At 57.1% G+C, this 16,615-nt stretch carries 17 protein-coding genes; 5 read left to right on the top strand and 12 right to left on the bottom strand.

All coding sequences use genetic code 11. From position 1 onward, the window contains the following. Window positions 1-174 precede the first annotated feature (174 nt). The gene (locus ACLJEU_RS10450) at window positions 175-399 is read left to right on the top strand and encodes a hypothetical protein (RefSeq protein WP_457795376.1); all 225 of its coding nucleotides are present in this window, start codon (window positions 175-177) and stop codon (window positions 397-399) included. 183 nt (window positions 400-582) lie between these two features. On the opposite strand, the gene ACLJEU_RS10445 is transcribed toward ACLJEU_RS10450, so the two are convergent. The 3 genes from ACLJEU_RS10445 to ACLJEU_RS10435 form a co-directional block, all read right to left on the bottom strand. Continuing rightward, a complete protein-coding gene (locus ACLJEU_RS10445; RefSeq protein WP_414665124.1) occupies window positions 583-981 on the bottom strand; it encodes a hypothetical protein in 399 nt (132 codons plus the stop codon). Window positions 982-1,239: 258 nt separating this feature from the next. Continuing rightward, window positions 1,240-2,283, bottom strand: coding sequence for a hypothetical protein (locus ACLJEU_RS10440; RefSeq protein WP_414665123.1), 1,044 nt, complete (start codon window positions 2,281-2,283; stop codon window positions 1,240-1,242). A gap of 263 nt (window positions 2,284-2,546) precedes the next feature. Then, window positions 2,547-3,089 carry a hypothetical protein gene (locus tag ACLJEU_RS10435; protein ID WP_414665122.1) on the bottom strand — a complete coding sequence of 181 codons (543 nt, stop codon included), beginning with the start codon at window positions 3,087-3,089 and terminating at the stop codon, window positions 2,547-2,549. 92 nt (window positions 3,090-3,181) lie between these two features. Between ACLJEU_RS10435 and ACLJEU_RS10430 the strand changes: the two genes are divergently transcribed. Next, window positions 3,182-4,288 carry a transposase gene (locus ACLJEU_RS10430; protein WP_457795372.1) on the top strand — a complete coding sequence of 369 codons (1,107 nt, stop codon included), beginning with the start codon at window positions 3,182-3,184 and terminating at the stop codon, window positions 4,286-4,288. A 2,301-nt stretch (window positions 4,289-6,589) separates the two neighbouring features. Here ACLJEU_RS10430 and ACLJEU_RS10425 read toward each other — a convergent pair. Further along, window positions 6,590-6,961, bottom strand: coding sequence for a hypothetical protein (locus ACLJEU_RS10425; protein ID WP_414665172.1), 372 nt, complete (start codon window positions 6,959-6,961; stop codon window positions 6,590-6,592). A 12-nt stretch (window positions 6,962-6,973) separates the two neighbouring features. After that, window positions 6,974-7,237 (bottom strand): hypothetical protein, encoded by a 264-nt coding sequence (locus ACLJEU_RS10420; protein WP_414665171.1) that lies wholly within the window; start codon window positions 7,235-7,237, stop codon window positions 6,974-6,976. Between the two features lie 1,118 nt (window positions 7,238-8,355). On the opposite strand from ACLJEU_RS10420, the gene ACLJEU_RS10415 reads away from it, so the two are divergent. Then, a complete protein-coding gene (locus ACLJEU_RS10415) occupies window positions 8,356-8,529 on the top strand; it encodes a hypothetical protein (protein ID WP_414665170.1) in 174 nt (57 codons plus the stop codon). Window positions 8,530-8,875: 346 nt separating this feature from the next. On the opposite strand, the gene ACLJEU_RS10410 is transcribed toward ACLJEU_RS10415, so the two are convergent. From ACLJEU_RS10410 to ACLJEU_RS10395, 4 genes are all read right to left on the bottom strand, one after another. Beyond that, the gene (locus tag ACLJEU_RS10410) at window positions 8,876-9,139 is read right to left on the bottom strand and encodes a hypothetical protein (RefSeq protein ID WP_414665169.1); all 264 of its coding nucleotides are present in this window, start codon (window positions 9,137-9,139) and stop codon (window positions 8,876-8,878) included. Window positions 9,140-9,418: 279 nt separating this feature from the next. Next, complete coding sequence (locus ACLJEU_RS10405; protein WP_414665168.1) at window positions 9,419-9,760, bottom strand: hypothetical protein; 342 nt, start codon at window positions 9,758-9,760, stop codon at window positions 9,419-9,421. Next, the gene (locus ACLJEU_RS10400; RefSeq protein ID WP_414665167.1) at window positions 9,757-9,972 is read right to left on the bottom strand and encodes an addiction module protein; all 216 of its coding nucleotides are present in this window, start codon (window positions 9,970-9,972) and stop codon (window positions 9,757-9,759) included. Before ACLJEU_RS10400 ends, ACLJEU_RS10405 begins: the two co-directional genes overlap by 4 nt. Window positions 9,973-9,997: 25 nt before the next feature. Then, window positions 9,998-10,381, bottom strand: a complete 384-nt coding sequence (locus tag ACLJEU_RS10395) for a hypothetical protein (RefSeq protein WP_414665166.1) — start codon at window positions 10,379-10,381, stop codon at window positions 9,998-10,000. 166 nt (window positions 10,382-10,547) lie between these two features. On the opposite strand from ACLJEU_RS10395, the gene ACLJEU_RS10390 reads away from it, so the two are divergent. Continuing rightward, complete coding sequence (locus ACLJEU_RS10390) at window positions 10,548-11,654, top strand: transposase (protein WP_457795372.1); 1,107 nt, start codon at window positions 10,548-10,550, stop codon at window positions 11,652-11,654. Between the two features lie 514 nt (window positions 11,655-12,168). Here the strand turns inward: ACLJEU_RS10390 and ACLJEU_RS10385 are convergent. The 3 genes from ACLJEU_RS10385 to ACLJEU_RS10375 all read right to left on the bottom strand — a co-directional run bounded on the left by ACLJEU_RS10385 (window position 12,169) and on the right by ACLJEU_RS10375 (window position 14,776). Continuing rightward, a complete protein-coding gene (locus tag ACLJEU_RS10385; RefSeq protein ID WP_414665195.1) occupies window positions 12,169-12,978 on the bottom strand; it encodes a DUF2971 domain-containing protein in 810 nt (269 codons plus the stop codon). Window positions 12,979-13,146: 168 nt separating this feature from the next. Next, complete coding sequence (locus ACLJEU_RS10380; RefSeq protein WP_414665194.1) at window positions 13,147-13,611, bottom strand: hypothetical protein; 465 nt, start codon at window positions 13,609-13,611, stop codon at window positions 13,147-13,149. A 310-nt stretch (window positions 13,612-13,921) separates the two neighbouring features. Continuing rightward, the gene (locus tag ACLJEU_RS10375) at window positions 13,922-14,776 is read right to left on the bottom strand and encodes a hypothetical protein (RefSeq protein ID WP_414665193.1); all 855 of its coding nucleotides are present in this window, start codon (window positions 14,774-14,776) and stop codon (window positions 13,922-13,924) included. 575 nt (window positions 14,777-15,351) lie between these two features. On the opposite strand from ACLJEU_RS10375, the gene ACLJEU_RS10370 reads away from it, so the two are divergent. Then, window positions 15,352-16,458: a transposase gene (locus ACLJEU_RS10370; RefSeq protein ID WP_457795372.1), complete on the top strand. Its 1,107-nt coding sequence runs from the start codon at window positions 15,352-15,354 to the stop codon at window positions 16,456-16,458. Window positions 16,459-16,615: the final 157 nt, after the last annotated feature.

Genomic DNA, 16,615 nt, shown 5'->3' with positions numbered 1-16,615 from the left:
TTCACTTCAAAATTCATGAGATAGCACGCGGCGTGACGGCCATGGTCGTTGGCTCTGGCGCCTTGTTGGGCGTTTCGCTGGCAAATGAGCACTCGGCACATTTTCCCCATGCTAAGATCCGAATATTCCAGGCAAACTTGCATCTCCGCTTGTTTTCGCTTTCCGGGCACTGGCGTGATTCTGATCACGCTGCCGCTGCAAGGTTCGAAGCAAGCTCATCAGATCGTCCGAATTCACTGCAGCGCAATCGAGAGAAACTTCGCCCGCTCCAAAGTAGCGCACAGAGAGCGTTCCAGAATGGAAGTGGACGGCATCTATCCTGGATCTGTCGATCGACACGTAAGTGCTGCCCTGAAGCACGTAGAAGTGATCGGCTCGAACCTTAAAGAGCGGTTCTGATGTATTCATGTGGGAACTTATATGCCTGCTTTGCCCAACGTCAAAGATGAGCCACGACCTTCGCCGGCGCGGCTCGTGCTGCATCAAGATTTTGATTCTGCTGCTTCATTTCGATTGAGCGTAAGGTAGCACGAGACGTGACGGCGAAGGTCGTTGGCTCTGGCGCCTTGTTGGGCATTTTTTTCATAGTCCCGACATCGCCTCCGTGTCTTCCACGTGCTGCTTCAGATCTACGATGTCGCCATCCAGCACGGCTTGCCACGCGGTCGAAATACGGAAGATCGCGCGCGTGGCATCGACGTCAGCCGGACGCTCGCGAATGTAACCCAAGCCAACGCCCAGGATCGTCACAACAGGAGCGACAAACTCGCGCTCCAATACTGACGACTTCCCTTCGATCCCTTCAGGGTTCGATGTGTTCCAATGGGCGTTCAATTCGGCCAAGCAGGCGAGCACATCATCCGAAAGCGTCGTGAGGTCCAGATGCGCCGCACTGGTCTTCCGAAGCCATAGCGCATGCGTAAAGCTGCGCTCTTCCTTTCCGGTCGGGAGCCCAGCGTGGTTACGAAGCGTCGCGATCATTGCTTCTCGGTTCATTTTTTTGCCCAACGTCAAAGATGAGCCACGACGGGACTTGGCGCGCCTCGTGCCGCATTCCGATTTCCACTGCGTCGTTTCATATCGAAAGCACATTCCAAAGCACGAGGCGTGACAAGTCCCGGCGTTGGCTCTGGCGTCTTGTTGGGCCGCTTTTCCTTCGGGAGTTGTTGTACTTCAATCCTGTAAGCACGCGGCTCTACTCATCTACGAAGAATCGCTGGTCCGGTTAAAACCCATAATCTATTTTGTTAAGATGTCCCAATATGTTTTTATAGTGCTGAACGTACTGATCGCCTCCCATGCACGCGTAGATGGATCCGGTTTTATAAAAGAGGTCGCAAACGGCTGACTATCGGCTTTAAGAGAATAAACAAGTTCGCCAGACTGCTGAAATAATTCCGAATACGCCACACCACCAGAGTGCAGCCCGAAAATTCCCCTTATTGTCCCGACACGATCGGTCAAAGAGTAAAATGAATGGCTAGAGGAAACTAAAGAAAGCAGTCCCAATTCTCCCGAACTATTTAATAGATTTAAACGCGTAAACTTATCACTGGCCATAAAACTAACCTGATCCTTTCCCGCGCTATTTGTCATAGAAAAAAGCAAGCCCTGTTTGTCCGCATTAATAAAGATTCCTGTGTTTTTTTCGCTGGGCAATTCATCAATACGTAAATGAAGCCCCGGACTTTCTCCAAATAAACCTAATATTGCGCGCTTGCCTACAGATACCGACGCGCCAACGTCGCCTGTTGAAAGTATTACGGGATTTTTCGCAGACGGACTAAGTAATTTTATTGACGTATTGGGCACTCCTGAGAATTCAGACTTTCCCATGCCTAACACGATTCGTTCCGCTCCGCGCTCATCGAGAATCGAAATGCGACGAGCATTAATTTGGTCAATAGTTGTAGAACGAAGACGCTCATCCGCTTTGCTGACTATAGTTTTAAGCTGCGTGTCGACTTCGTCCCGGACTGCTTGTCGCGCGCCTTGAATGAGTCCCTCCATTTTTCCAGATACTTCACCTACTTTAGATCGCATTTCGGTTGTGCTAGTTGACAAACCGATAGTAAGCACAGACAGCTCTCTGCTGCGTTGCTCCAGCGCTATTAGTTGCGACTGAATACCATTATTTTTTTCTGAAACTATCGCAAGGCTTTCCCTGATCTTTTTGGCATCATTAAAGTGTTCACGTGTGACAGTAGAGAAATATATTCCTTGCGACACGCTCGCAAGCAATGCGACTAGGGATAATAATATTGCTGATGATTGGGCATTCATTAATGGAGGAATTCACAAATGGAGTCCCGATTGCAACAACGCAAGAATATGAGGTGGCTCGGGATTGCGTAAGTCGATGTTTACGCAATGCCCAACGTCAAAGATGAGCCACGACCTTGGCTGGCGCGCCGCGTGCATCCTGACGATTTCAAGTCTGTGGTTTCATTTCGAGGTTCATGAGGTAGCACGCGGCGTGACAGCCATGGTCGTTGGCTCTGGCGCCTTGTTGGGCCGTTTGCTGGGAAAACTCACTGGTACGCATTTCACCGTAGATAGGATACGGTATGGCCACTTGTAGTCGTCACTTCCATCTTCTCGGATGAAAAGTTGATGGCTCGGTAGCTTTCGCCATCCACGGGAGTGACATCTTCCTTTACGTACTTTCGAAGACCAATCAATTCGTCGTACGACGTCACAACCACTTTGCGATCGACAAAGTACTGATCGGCGGCGGCGGCCAGAATCCTAAGATTCTTAAGAATCATTTCTTCCTTCTCTGGGGTTAGTTCGACGACGCTTTTCTTCACGTGAGCATGAGCTAATCGAAGTCGGAATTCGGCACTTTCCTTACTTACGATTAAGACTTCGGCTATCTTATCAAAGCTTCGCAAAGTATAGCCTTCAAATTGCTGCCCTATTTCGACCCAGGATGACTTACCGCTGTCACTATTCTTGAGCGAATATCGTGCGCCATTGCCATCGACTAAGTAACCGGAAAACAGGAGGGAAGGTTCTGAAGCATACAAACCGGCAGCGACGATTACGGATCCGATCGTGGTGAGAAAGATGCGCTTTATTCGTTTCATATTTTGTTCGGTAGTTTGCCCAACGTCAAAGATGAGAGGACATGAGGTGGTCGAGCGGGACAGCGTGTGGCATATTCCGCCCGACCACCATTATGATCACGAACACGTGCAAGAATGTTCGCGAAAGTGACACCTCCACGGGGGCCGCGACTGCGACCGCCGTTTTCCGTCCGGAAGTATATGTCGGCATCGACGCCGCCGATCTGCGCCAGGTCGTGACGTTCATCGTAGCGGGTGAGAGTCCGAAGCCAGCGCAGGGCATGTCGAGGGAGACCTTGGTAAAGCGTATCGCGCAGCTGCTCAAGGACGGTTTCCGCGTGCACTGCGTTTACGAGTCGGGGCCGACCGGCTTCGCGCTGGCGCGGGAACTGATCGCCCTCGGCGCCGACTGCCTCGTCGTGCGCGCGCGTTCCCTCGAGCGCCACGGTCGGCGGCGCAAGAACGACAAGCGCGACTCGCGTCAACTCGCTCTCGATCTGGCGCTGCACTGCGCCGGTCGGACCGGGCTGCTCTTCCCGGTGCGGATTCCCACGCCAGAAGAAGAACTGCACCGCCTGCCTGCCCGGGAACGCGAGGCGCTGAGCGACGCCCGGCACCAAATCCTGCGCTCGGCCCGTGGCCGGGCCCTCGCCCTGGGATATCGTCTGCCGAAGGAATGGTGGCGACCGCGGGTGCTGCCGAAACTCGTGCCGGATCTCCCGCCCACTTTGGCGCGGTTGCTCCAAAGGGCGGCGGCCAGTGCCGCCGCGATCAAGGAGCAGCTCGATGCCGTCGAAGCGGAGATCATCGCGGAAGCGCCACCGGCTCCTGTCGGCGTCGGCGCCATCACGGCCGGCGTCCTCGACCGCGAGGTGCTGGACTGGCACCGCTTCAAGTCGGGCAAAAAGGCCGGCAGCTTCATCGGCCTCTCGCCATCGGAAGATTCCACCGGCCAACGATGGCAACTCGGGCCCGTCGACAAACACGGCTCCCCTCGCCTGCGCTTCTGGTGTGTCGAGGCCGCTTGGCGGCTGCTCAAGTTCCAACCCAACTATCGAGGCGTCATCTGGGCCCGCGACAAACTCCGCGAGGCCAATACCCATCGCGGCAAACAGATCTCCGTCGCCCTGGCGCGACGCTTCTTCGTCGACTGGTGGCGAGTACGCACGGGTCGGGTCTCCGCTGCAGAACTGGGCTTCGTCTTCAAACCCGTGACCTAGCTCAGGCTAGCCACCTTCGTTCTTTGACTCTCCGGTTCCAATTTTGAGCGCGGCCCGGCCGCCCGCCCGTGACGTGGCTTGTGCCTCTGGCACGCAGTCTGAGAGTGGTGCGGACGGACGGGCCTGCGCTCGCCAGCGGGAAAACCCTGCAGGCCGTATCCCTCTTCTGGACACGTCCTCTTGTGCGGCTCGTATCCACGCGAGCGACGGATAACAGCTTAGGCCCGGCGGCTTCCGCCCCGGATCACCTCTCCCTCCTCTGGCGAGACCGCGACTCATCCCACCAAACCGGGAGTTTTGGGGTAACTCTAAGAAAGCTTCCAAACCAATGAATCTATAAAGCCAAACGCTCCACGCTTGACTACACAGTTCTCATAACAGCCACGACCGTGGCTGGCGCGCCGGGTGCATCATGACGATTTAGATTCCAGCGGTTCATTTCGATGTACGTGAGGTAGCACGCGGCGTGACAGCCATGGTCGTTGGCTCTGGCGACTTGTTGGGCGTCTGGGCGAATGAAAACTGAGGCTGCGTATCGCTCATCAATTGTGGGGGCACCAAACCAATTCGGAAAACTTAGCTTTAGTCGAGATGGCTTCGCCCCGTCACTTCCGCAATCGAGGTGTCGCACACCCCTACTCTTTCGCTTTCGACCAAACGTTCGACGCTCTCGACTACCGGAATTCCGGTAGTGCCCGCACTGGACTTCTCGCCAAATCGGCTCCATGCGCAAACCGCATGCTCCCTGACTTCCGCACCGCGAAGGCATTTCGCCCAACGTCACAGATGAGCCACGACCGCGGCCGGCGCGCCGCGTGCAGCCTGAGGATTTGAATTCCGGGATTTCACTTCGACATTCATGAGATAGCACGCGGCGTGACGGCCGTGGTCGTTGGCTCTGGCGACTTGTTCGGCGAAAAGCGGTGCGAAGAATGCAACGCCGCGAGTATGGATGCTTCCGGCAGGATGTCGTAAACGCGGTTTGGGAAAACCGCCGACAGAAGCAGGGAGCGAAAATCTCCAGTGTAATCAAAAATCCGGGAACGCGGAACGTCTCCGCCGCAGCGAATCTCGCCACGCTGGGTCGGCGTAGCCTGACCAGGCCAAATCGTCCGCACAATCATTTCGGATTTCATCGCTCTCACGCCGGAGCAACGACCTAAATTCAGCGCCCTCGCCTCTACGACTTCAAATTCTACACACAATGTACGCATCTCGAGGTCTTGCGCCGAACGTCAAAGATGAGCCACACGAGTGGCCGGCGTGACGCGTGCTCCACTACGTTTCGGATTCTGCAGTTTCACTTCGATTGCTCGTGAAGTCGCACGCGGCATGACGGCCACTGGTGTTGGCTCTGGCGACTTGTTCGGCGCGGGACGGTTCGAGCAATGCTGAGCGAACGAAACGCCGCCATTGGAGCGAGCTTGAACACGCTGCTGGGAAAACGAACACGGAAGCAGGCATCGCACCGGCGCTGCGGGTGAACCAAACCCGGGACCGCGCGTACGCTCCGCCGATCGCCATCTCGCAGCGCCGGGTCGATGTCGTCGAGCCAGGCCAAAAGCTCCGAAGATGGAAGCTCGAGCTCTCGACCAACGAAACCCCGTAGGATCACCGGCCTGTTTTCTTGACTGCATGCTGAACGAACGCATCGCGGTGGTTTTGGGCCGAACGTCAAAGATGAGCCACGCCAGTGGCCGGCGTGACGCGTGCTTCACTACGTTTCTGATTCTGCCGTTTCATTTCGGCAACTCCTGACATCGCACGCGGCATGACGGCCACTGGCGTTGGCTCTGGCGCCTTGTTGGGCGTCTGGGAACTGCTCGAGAAGTGAACTTGGAAAAACGCAGATCGAAGGTTCGGACAACGCTGCGGCTCTTTGGGAAAAGCTGCCGCCATCAAACGCACAGGCTCGAACTCCTCAAAGCGCTTTCTCATCGGGTGGACTGGCGCAACTTGGTTCGTCGACTCGTAACCTTCAACGCGCTCGCCTACCGGAATTCCGGTAGTCAAACCTCTCGACACTTTCCACCAGGCAGCCGAACCGTCCGCAACTGCCACCTCGAAACATCTGTTCTCTGAGGTGCGCATCGCGAAGGTATTCCGCCCAACGTCAAAGATGAGCCACGCCAGTGGTCGGCGTGACGCGTGCTTCACTACGTTTCTGATTCCGCAGTTTCATTTCGATCACTCCTGAAGTCGCACGCGGCATGACGGCCACTGGCGTTGGCTCTGGCGCCTTGTTAGGCCGATTTTGCATTCGGAAACTGTCGCACTTCAAACCAGAATCTATACCGTTTTTCATGTCGCGGTTTGGCAGTCGACATGGAAATAGCAGTCGAGGTCGACAATCATCTTCAGCTCTTCTTGGGAGAATGACAGCGCGCACTGCGAATCGTACGTGTAAGTGACCGAGAGGGTGCAATGCTCGGCGCCCGCATCACGCATCGCTGACTTGTACGGCGAGACACGCTCGTAAATCCAGGCGATCTTCGCCATCTCTTTTTCAGGAGCCTCGAAGCCGGCTGAGCCGTAGGGAACGGGAGCGCCACGAAAGCGACCTACCGTTCCGATAACGCCTGGATCATGAGAATCCGAGAACGGCGCGGGCACCTTGGACGGCGTGAAGTGCGTTCCGGTCACGCTGAAACTCACTTGGGTGCGGATGATCATCTTTGCCTAACGTCAAAGATGAGCCACACCAGTGGCCGGCGTGACGCGTGCTTCGCTACGTTTTCGATTCCGTGGTTTCATTTCGATCACTCCTGAATCAGCACGCGGCATGACGGCCACTGGTGTTGGCTCTGGCGCCTTGTTGGGCGTCTGGGAAATGTCCGAGAACTGATCTTCGAAAAGTGCAGATTGAAGGCTCGTGCAACGCTGCGGCTCCGTGGGCAAAGCTGCCGCCATCGACTGCACAGCCAGAAATTCCTCAAAACCTTTTCTCATCGGGTGGACTCGCGAAACCTCGTCCGAGCACCCTCGCCCTTCAACGCTTTCGCCTACCGGAATTCCGGTAGTCAATCCTCTCGACACCGTCCACGGTGCGCCCGAATCACCCGCAGCTGCCACCTCGAAACATCTGCTCTCTGACGTGCGCATCGCGAAGGCATTTCGCCCAACGTCAAAGATGAGCCACACCAGTGGCCGGCGTGACGCGTGCTTCACTACGATATTGATTCCGCAGTTTCATTTCGACAATTCGTGAGTCAGCACGCGGCATGACGGCCACTGGTGTTGGCTCTGGCGCCTTGTTGGGCGTCTGGGCGAATGAAAACTGATTTAGCGGATAGCGCATCGCATCTGGGGTTACGAAACCAACTAGGGACGCATTGAGACGGAGTCGAGATGGCTTCACCCCGTCACTTCCGCAAACGAGGTGTCGCACACCCCAAATCTTCTCCACTTCGGGAAAACGATCGATCTTCGCGACTACCGGAATTCCGGTAGTGCCCGCTCTCGCTTTTTCGCCCTATCGGCTCCATCCGCACACCGCACGCTCTCTGATGTCCGCACCGCGAAGGTATTCCGCCCAACGTCAAAGATGAGCCACGCCAGTGGCCGGCGTGACGCGTGCTTCACTGCGCTTCTGATTCCGCTGTTTCATATCGGCAAGTCTTGAAGTCGCACGCGGCATGACGGCCACTGGCGTTGGCTCTGGCGACTTGTTGGGCCGTCCGTCTCCCAAGTGCACGGGGCACAGCATGCCGACGGCGTAAGACTCAAGAAGTGCGCGCTGCCTTGCATCTGGGACCTCTAGGAACTGAAAGGAATGTCCGCTCCGAAGCTTTGAACCGTCACCGCAAAGATACTTCTCTGTGAATGAGGAACTGCCAACGAGATGATTGCCTAAACGCTGTCGCAGGCCGTTAGTGCCCCGAACACTTCGGCCAACATGCACAACCTTTCTTCCTTTTCGGAGGACGTAGACACCATGACGGCATGAAGCGACGAGTCGCTCGCCTTGGCGGGGAAATGGTACGCGCGGCTGGGTGAGCAGCCGGTCAAAAAGCAACCTTATCATTTCATTCTCGGAAGGCATTCGATTACCTCGCCCAACGTCAAAGATGAGCCACGACCGTGGCTGGCGCGCCGCGTGCGCCGTGACGATCAAGATTCAGGAGTTTCATTTCGATGTGCGTGAGAAAGCACGCGGCGTGACAGCCATGGTCGTTGGCTCTGGCGCCTTGTTAGGCATTTTTTTTCGCACTAATAACGCGATTACGATCAAGAAACTTTAGCACCGCGTAGCCAAGACCGCCATTCGCAACCACGACGAGAAAGAAAACACCGTACATAAACTCATCAGGTAGGTTCGAATACCACGAGGAACCGCTGATTATCCATCCCGTCGGAAGGCTGAAAACCTCCGCCGCGATCCCGCAAGACGCATTGCGACCAATGCTCGCGCCGCCCATTAGTGCCAACATCACGGCCACATAAGCGATCCAACACCAGGCGCACCAGGTCCAGCTCTTCGCTAAACTGCGTGCGAGTGCGTGGAATGTCGTTTCGAAAGCGCGCGAAAACGTCGGAGCGTGCCGCCGTAAGTTCATTCAGATCGTCTTAGCCTTTCTTTGCCTAACGTCAAAGATGAGCCACACCAGTGGCCGGCGTGACGCGTGCTTCATTCCGTTTCTGATTCTGCAGTTTCATTTCTGTCATTCGTGACATCGCACGCGGCATGACGGCCACTGGTGTTGGCTCTGGCGCCTTGTTGGGCGTCTGGGAAATACTCGAAAACCGATCTTGGAAAAGTGCAGATTGAAGGCTCGGGCAACGCGGCGGCTCTTTGGGCAAAGCTGCCGCCATCGACTGCACAGCCTGGAATTCCTCAAAACCTTTTCTCATCGGGTGGACTCGCGAAACCTCGTCCGAGCACTCTCGACTTTCAACGCTCTCGCCTACCGGAATTCCGGTAGTCAAACCTCTCGACATCGTCCACGCAGCAGCCGAATCACCCGCAGCTGCCACCTCGAAACATCTCCTCTCTGACGTGCGCATCGCGAAGGTCTTCCGCCCAACGTCAAAGATGAGCCACGCCAGTGGCCGGCGTGACGCGTGCTTCACTACGTTTCTCATTCCGTAGTTTCATTTGGAAAACTCGTGAGTCAGCACGCGGCGTGACGGCTACTGGCGTTGGCTCTGGCGCCTTGTTCGGCTTTTTCTGCCTTCGAGTATCATCCTGATTTCATTCGGCGCCCGTCTTCCGTCCAACACAGCAATCACCAATGAGCGCTCGGCCTCGATCAGAAAATATACGATGTAATAAGAACGCTTCAGGATCGCACGCCGGACAATGCCATACTTTTTGGGAAACCCTTCTGGATTCCAAGCGATCCAACCGACCGTTTCGTCGTACATCTGACGGACGTGCTCCTCGCCATCTGACCGCCACGACGAGTAATGCGCCATCGCGTCGCGGAGATCGCTCTCGATCTCCGGCAAAGCGAATACCGGGAGACTTCTCACTTCGAACGAAGACGATTCATCAGCTCATCGTGAGAAATTGGCTTACTCTTCCCTGAACGATAACTCGCGAGTCGAGCGTCCAGAATCTTCCGGTGCTGCTCTGGAACGGGCATCTTATCCTCGTCCGCTACCGAAAGCCACAGACTCTCAGCGATCTCAAGACGCTGACGTTTGGGCAGCCGTAAAAGCGAAGACACAGTTTGGGTAGCCATTCAGGAAATGTAGGAAACAATCATTTCAGCGCAAGGCTTGGCTTTTGCCGAACGTCAAAGATGAGCCACGACCGCGGCCGGCGCGCCGCGTGCAGCCTGAAGACTTGGATTCCGGGATTTCACTTCGACATTCATGAGGTACACGCGGCGTGACGGCCGTGGTCGTTGGCTCTGGCGTCTTGTTCGGCGAAAAACGGTGCGAAGAATGCAACGCCACGAGTTTGAATGCTTCCGGCAGGATGTCGTAAACGCGGTTTGGGGAAACGGCCGACAGAAGCAGGGCGCGAAAATCCCCAGGGTAATCAAAAATCAGGGAACGCGGAACGTCTCCGCCGAGCCGAATCTCGCCACGCTGGGTCGGCGTAGCCTGACCAGGCCAAATCTCCCGCACAATCATTTCGGATTTCATCGCTCGCACGCCGGAGCTACGACCTAAACTCATCGCCCTCGCCTCTACGGCTTCAAACTCTACACACAATGTACGCATCGCGAGGTCTTCCGCCGAACGTCAAAGATGAGAGGACATGAGGTGGTCGAGCGGGACAGCGTGTGGCATATTCCGCCCGACCACCATTATGATCACGAACACGTGCAAGAATGTTCGCGAAAGTGACACCTCCACGGGGGCCGCGACTGCGACCGCCGTTTTCCGTCCGGAAGTATATGTCGGCATCGACGCCGCCGATCTGCGCCAGGTCGTGACGTTCATCGTAGCGGGTGAGAGTCCGAAGCCAGCGCAGGGCATGTCGAGGGAGACCTTGGTAAAGCGTATCGCGCAGCTGCTCAAGGACGGTTTCCGCGTGCACTGCGTTTACGAGTCGGGGCCGACCGGCTTCGCGCTGGCGCGGGAACTGATCGCCCTCGGCGCCGACTGCCTCGTCGTGCGCGCGCGTTCCCTCGAGCGCCACGGTCGGCGGCGCAAGAACGACAAGCGCGACTCGCGTCAACTCGCTCTCGATCTGGCGCTGCACTGCGCCGGTCGGACCGGGCTGCTCTTCCCGGTGCGGATTCCCACGCCAGAAGAAGAACTGCACCGCCTGCCTGCCCGGGAACGCGAGGCGCTGAGCGACGCCCGGCACCAAATCCTGCGCTCGGCCCGTGGCCGGGCCCTCGCCCTGGGATATCGTCTGCCGAAGGAATGGTGGCGACCGCGGGTGCTGCCGAAACTCGTGCCGGATCTCCCGCCCACTTTGGCGCGGTTGCTCCAAAGGGCGGCGGCCAGTGCCGCCGCGATCAAGGAGCAGCTCGATGCCGTCGAAGCGGAGATCATCGCGGAAGCGCCACCGGCTCCTGTCGGCGTCGGCGCCATCACGGCCGGCGTCCTCGACCGCGAGGTGCTGGACTGGCACCGCTTCAAGTCGGGCAAAAAGGCCGGCAGCTTCATCGGCCTCTCGCCATCGGAAGATTCCACCGGCCAACGATGGCAACTCGGGCCCGTCGACAAACACGGCTCCCCTCGCCTGCGCTTCTGGTGTGTCGAGGCCGCTTGGCGGCTGCTCAAGTTCCAACCCAACTATCGAGGCGTCATCTGGGCCCGCGACAAACTCCGCGAGGCCAATACCCATCGCGGCAAACAGATCTCCGTCGCCCTGGCGCGACGCTTCTTCGTCGACTGGTGGCGAGTACGCACGGGTCGGGTCTCCGCTGCAGAACTGGGCTTCGTCTTCAAACCCGTGACCTAGCTCAGGCTAGCCACCTTCGTTCTTTGACTCTCCGGTTCCAATTTTGAGCGCGGCCCGGCCGCCCGCCCGTGACGTGGCTTGTGCCTCTGGCACGCAGTCTGAGAGTGGTGCGGACGGACGGGCCTGCGCTCGCCAGCGGGAAAACCCTGCAGGCCGTATCCCTCTTCTGGACACGTCCTCTTGTGCGGCTCGTATCCACGCGAGCGACGGATAACAGCTTAGGCCCGGCGGCTTCCGCCCCGGATCACCTCTCCCTCCTCTGGCGAGACCGCGACTCATCCCACCAAACCGGGAGTTTTGGGGTAACTCTAAGAAAGCTTCCAAACCAATGAATCTATAAAGCCAAACGCTCCACGCTTGACTACACAGTTCTCATAACAGCCACGACAGTGGCCGGCGCGCCGCGTGCCTCACTACGATTCTCATTCCGTGGTTTCATTTTGAATCTCTTTCAATAGCACGCGGCGTGACGGACACTGGCGTTGGCTCTGGCGCCTTGTTGGGCGTATGGAGGTCACGGCGCTTTTGGAGGTATGTCACAAAATGGAGTGTAGGTAAACTTTTCGAACTCTACCTCATACTTCATCTCGCTCATAGAACCTCGCCAAAATTCAACACCTTTGTTCTGCCCTAGCAAAGTCAGGCAAACTATTTCCATGAAACTCGTCGTACATCGGGGGCCAAAATAAACCGCCTTGAGGCATGCTTTCGGGTAAATGTAAACCGTCCCGAGTTTCTGATGAATCACTCTCCACTCTTGCTCGTAATCCCAATCGTCGGGCTTAGTGCAATACATGTCGAGGATCCACTTCGGGTCACGATCAATCAACGTAGCTTTCATTACGTCTAGTGCGTCGATCTGCGGCGGTCGCTTCTCGTAACGAACCTTAAACGCTTTCTCGAAAATCTCGTTATCAGTTCTGAATTCTAAACAGAGTCCGCACCCGCCGGACGAGTAGTGCGACCACATCAACAGGTTCTCATTACGTTCAGAAAAGCAAATTACACCTCGGTTCGCGATGAACTCTTTCTTTGCAAGCGTGACGCTGTCTACCGCCGATCGCTTAATCATTTCTGAGAATGATTTCGCGTCCATTTCTACAATCTGACGCCGGATGGATTCGGGGATGTCCGGTGCTTTCGAATAACGGTCCCGGAGGCTTTGCATCAATTGATCATCGTCGCTCACGCGAGGTCGAACAACGTGGCATTCAAATGGATCATTAAACTTCTCTACGCCACCAAAGTAAAAACATTGCTGTTTAATACTATCCAACGTCTGCAAGCTGGCTGGATAGTATCGAAAGAGTGATTCGGGAAGCATTTCAGGGAGACTTTATTTGCCCAACGTCAAAGATGAGCCACGACCATGGCTGGCGCGCCGCGTGCCGCATGACGAAGTGGATTCGAGAGTTTCATTCGGGAAAGCATGAGATTGCACGCGGCGTGACAGCCATGGTCGTTGGCTCTGGCGCCTTGTTCGGCGGTTTTTTTATTGCTTTGGCGGAGGCCCAAACCTCGCCACCAGTCGGCGAAAAATCTTCGCTTCCTCAGAGAATAGGTAATCCAGATGAGGCGTATGCGTGTAGAGAGGCGACTGCGCCTCATTGCCTTTGTTCTTTGCACGGTGAATCCGCTCTTTGATTTCGATAAAATCGAGAATCTCGCGTCGATGCGCTAGTGGCATACGAACATTGTCTTTCTGCCAGGTGTCGACCACGGCTTTGGGATCCGGCAAAAACAACACGAACGTATCTCCATCGCTTCGTGGGGTGGCATCCACATATGCTCCATCGGCTTTCTTCCAGACCGCGTGAAACTCACCTTCGACGATCACACCGGGCCACTCCCAGAGCGCCCAGCCGAGAACGCACTCGCCACCGCTGTCCGTTACAAGGCGTCGCACAATGTCGATGCAATCGAGCTCCTGCGCCCACGCGGGAGGATCGACAACCACACGAAATGGCTGCGCCCCCGGAGACAGACGTTGAATGAGACGCTCCGTGGCAGACGCGGTTGGATCAGGTGAGGGCACGCTATCTTTTGCCGAACGTCAAAGATGAGCCACGACAGTGGCCGGCGTGACGCGTGCTTCACTACGTTTATGATTCTGCAGTTTCATTTCGAACACTCGTGAAGTCGCACGCGGCATGACGGCCACTGGCGTTGGCTCTGGCGCCTTGTTGGGCCGATTCTTCATTCTGAAACTGGCACGCCTGTCATTCGGCGTAAACATACTGCAAGAGTGGAGATCGTGTCAGGACACTTCACTTTGCGGGAACCATGTAATGCGCAATAAAACGTTCATGTTCCGCCTTCCATCGTAGGGTCGTGAGAAAAACGTCGAGTTGGTCTTTAGACATGTGCTGCTGCGCCTTCTCAAATATAACCTGCAGGTCAGCGGGTAATGCGGTCTTTGATGATGCCTCGGCGCCGGGCATTGGCCTTCGCTGGCCGTAAATATCAGTTAATGCCTTTGCCTGATCTTCACTAAGGGGCAGGCCGGCCATACTGAGGTCTAGTCCTGCTTCAGTGTAGGCCTGCGACAGATTACTAACAGAGCGCTTTCGTAAGGACTTTAGCTCGGCGTAGGTCTCCCTTCCGATGAGGTCAGCAATCTTCTGATCGACTCCTTGCACTGACGCCTGCCGCGCTTCGGAAATGACTTCGCCGTTCGCAGACGACTTACCGGCAAGTGAGTCGAACTCACTCAATGAACGTTCTCGCATTGCGAGCAACTCTCGCATCCTCGCAATCTGAAAGTCGGTGAGATTGAGCTTCTTGAACGCCGCGCCATAGGCGTGCTCGACCCATCTCTCTCGAGCTTTCGCGCGAAATGATTCGGATCTCGGATCGGAGTTCGCGGCTTCTCGATCAAGGCGAAGAGCCGGCGGTAATTTATGCTTTCCCGACTCCCACTCCGATATCCCCGCATTCAGTGATGCGTCTGCACTCCGAGCGACAACAGTTTCTTTAGGCTGCAAAGCAACACCGGGCGTCTTTGCAACCGTCGCTTTAGGTTCCCCCGCTGCGGTTGGCTGCTTCGTCGCAGATTGGCGCCCTGCATAGAAAACGGTAATGAGGGCGAGGATCAGCAACACGGAAAAGAGAGCTTTTTTCATTAGACTGAGATCGTTAGGTTCACTCGGAAGACTTCTGCCCAACGTCAAAGATGAGCCACGACCTTCGCCGGCGCGGCTCGTGCAGCATGACGATTTGGATTCGGCTGCTTCATTTCGATCGAACGTAAGATAGCACGAGACGTGACGGCGAAGGTCGTTGGCTCTGGCGCCTTGTTCGGCTTTTGTCGACCTCGATCACGATGTCCTCGCGTGAAGGGCGAAGGCGATGCCAGCACCGAGCGTTACCACAAACGCCACGGAGAATACTGCACGTTCGGTGGTTTCTTTCTTCGAGCGGGGCAATGCGTGCACACAGAGTGCAGTGGCAACGTAGAGCGTAGGTGCGCAGATCGCCGCTAGCAGAGCAAACACGACGAACGACGGCAGCGGAGAAAGCGCCCTCGTCGGAGCGATTATCTCGCCAACCACGGAGCAGCCAAACACCGCGACCACCGTGCAGATCAAAAGCGCTTGGGCGTGGCGTTCCATCTTCTTCTTTAGCCGAACGTCAAAGATGAGAGGACATGAGGTGGTCGAGCGGGACAGCGTGTGGCATATTCCGCCCGACCACCATTATGATCACGAACACGTGCAAGAATGTTCGCGAAAGTGACACCTCCACGGGGGCCGCGACTGCGACCGCCGTTTTCCGTCCGGAAGTATATGTCGGCATCGACGCCGCCGATCTGCGCCAGGTCGTGACGTTCATCGTAGCGGGTGAGAGTCCGAAGCCAGCGCAGGGCATGTCGAGGGAGACCTTGGTAAAGCGTATCGCGCAGCTGCTCAAGGACGGTTTCCGCGTGCACTGCGTTTACGAGTCGGGGCCGACCGGCTTCGCGCTGGCGCGGGAACTGATCGCCCTCGGCGCCGACTGCCTCGTCGTGCGCGCGCGTTCCCTCGAGCGCCACGGTCGGCGGCGCAAGAACGACAAGCGCGACTCGCGTCAACTCGCTCTCGATCTGGCGCTGCACTGCGCCGGTCGGACCGGGCTGCTCTTCCCGGTGCGGATTCCCACGCCAGAAGAAGAACTGCACCGCCTGCCTGCCCGGGAACGCGAGGCGCTGAGCGACGCCCGGCACCAAATCCTGCGCTCGGCCCGTGGCCGGGCCCTCGCCCTGGGATATCGTCTGCCGAAGGAATGGTGGCGACCGCGGGTGCTGCCGAAACTCGTGCCGGATCTCCCGCCCACTTTGGCGCGGTTGCTCCAAAGGGCGGCGGCCAGTGCCGCCGCGATCAAGGAGCAGCTCGATGCCGTCGAAGCGGAGATCATCGCGGAAGCGCCACCGGCTCCTGTCGGCGTCGGCGCCATCACGGCCGGCGTCCTCGACCGCGAGGTGCTGGACTGGCACCGCTTCAAGTCGGGCAAAAAGGCCGGCAGCTTCATCGGCCTCTCGCCATCGGAAGATTCCACCGGCCAACGATGGCAACTCGGGCCCGTCGACAAACACGGCTCCCCTCGCCTGCGCTTCTGGTGTGTCGAGGCCGCTTGGCGGCTGCTCAAGTTCCAACCCAACTATCGAGGCGTCATCTGGGCCCGCGACAAACTCCGCGAGGCCAATACCCATCGCGGCAAACAGATCTCCGTCGCCCTGGCGCGACGCTTCTTCGTCGACTGGTGGCGAGTACGCACGGGTCGGGTCTCCGCTGCAGAACTGGGCTTCGTCTTCAAACCCGTGACCTAGCTCAGGCTAGCCACCTTCGTTCTTTGACTCTCCGGTTCCAATTTTGAGCGCGGCCCGGCCGCCCGCCCGTGACGTGGCTTGTGCCTCTGGCACGCAGTCTGAGAGTGGTGCGGACGGACGGGCCTGCGCTCGCCAGCGGGAAAACCCTGCAGGCCGT

Source organism: Terrisphaera buseokensis (assembly GCF_047521145.2).
Classification (GTDB): domain Bacteria; phylum Verrucomicrobiota; class Verrucomicrobiia; order Opitutales; family Opitutaceae; genus ER46.
Note: the sequence above shows the minus strand (reverse complement) of the source record. Positions and strands in the feature narration are given on the sequence as shown.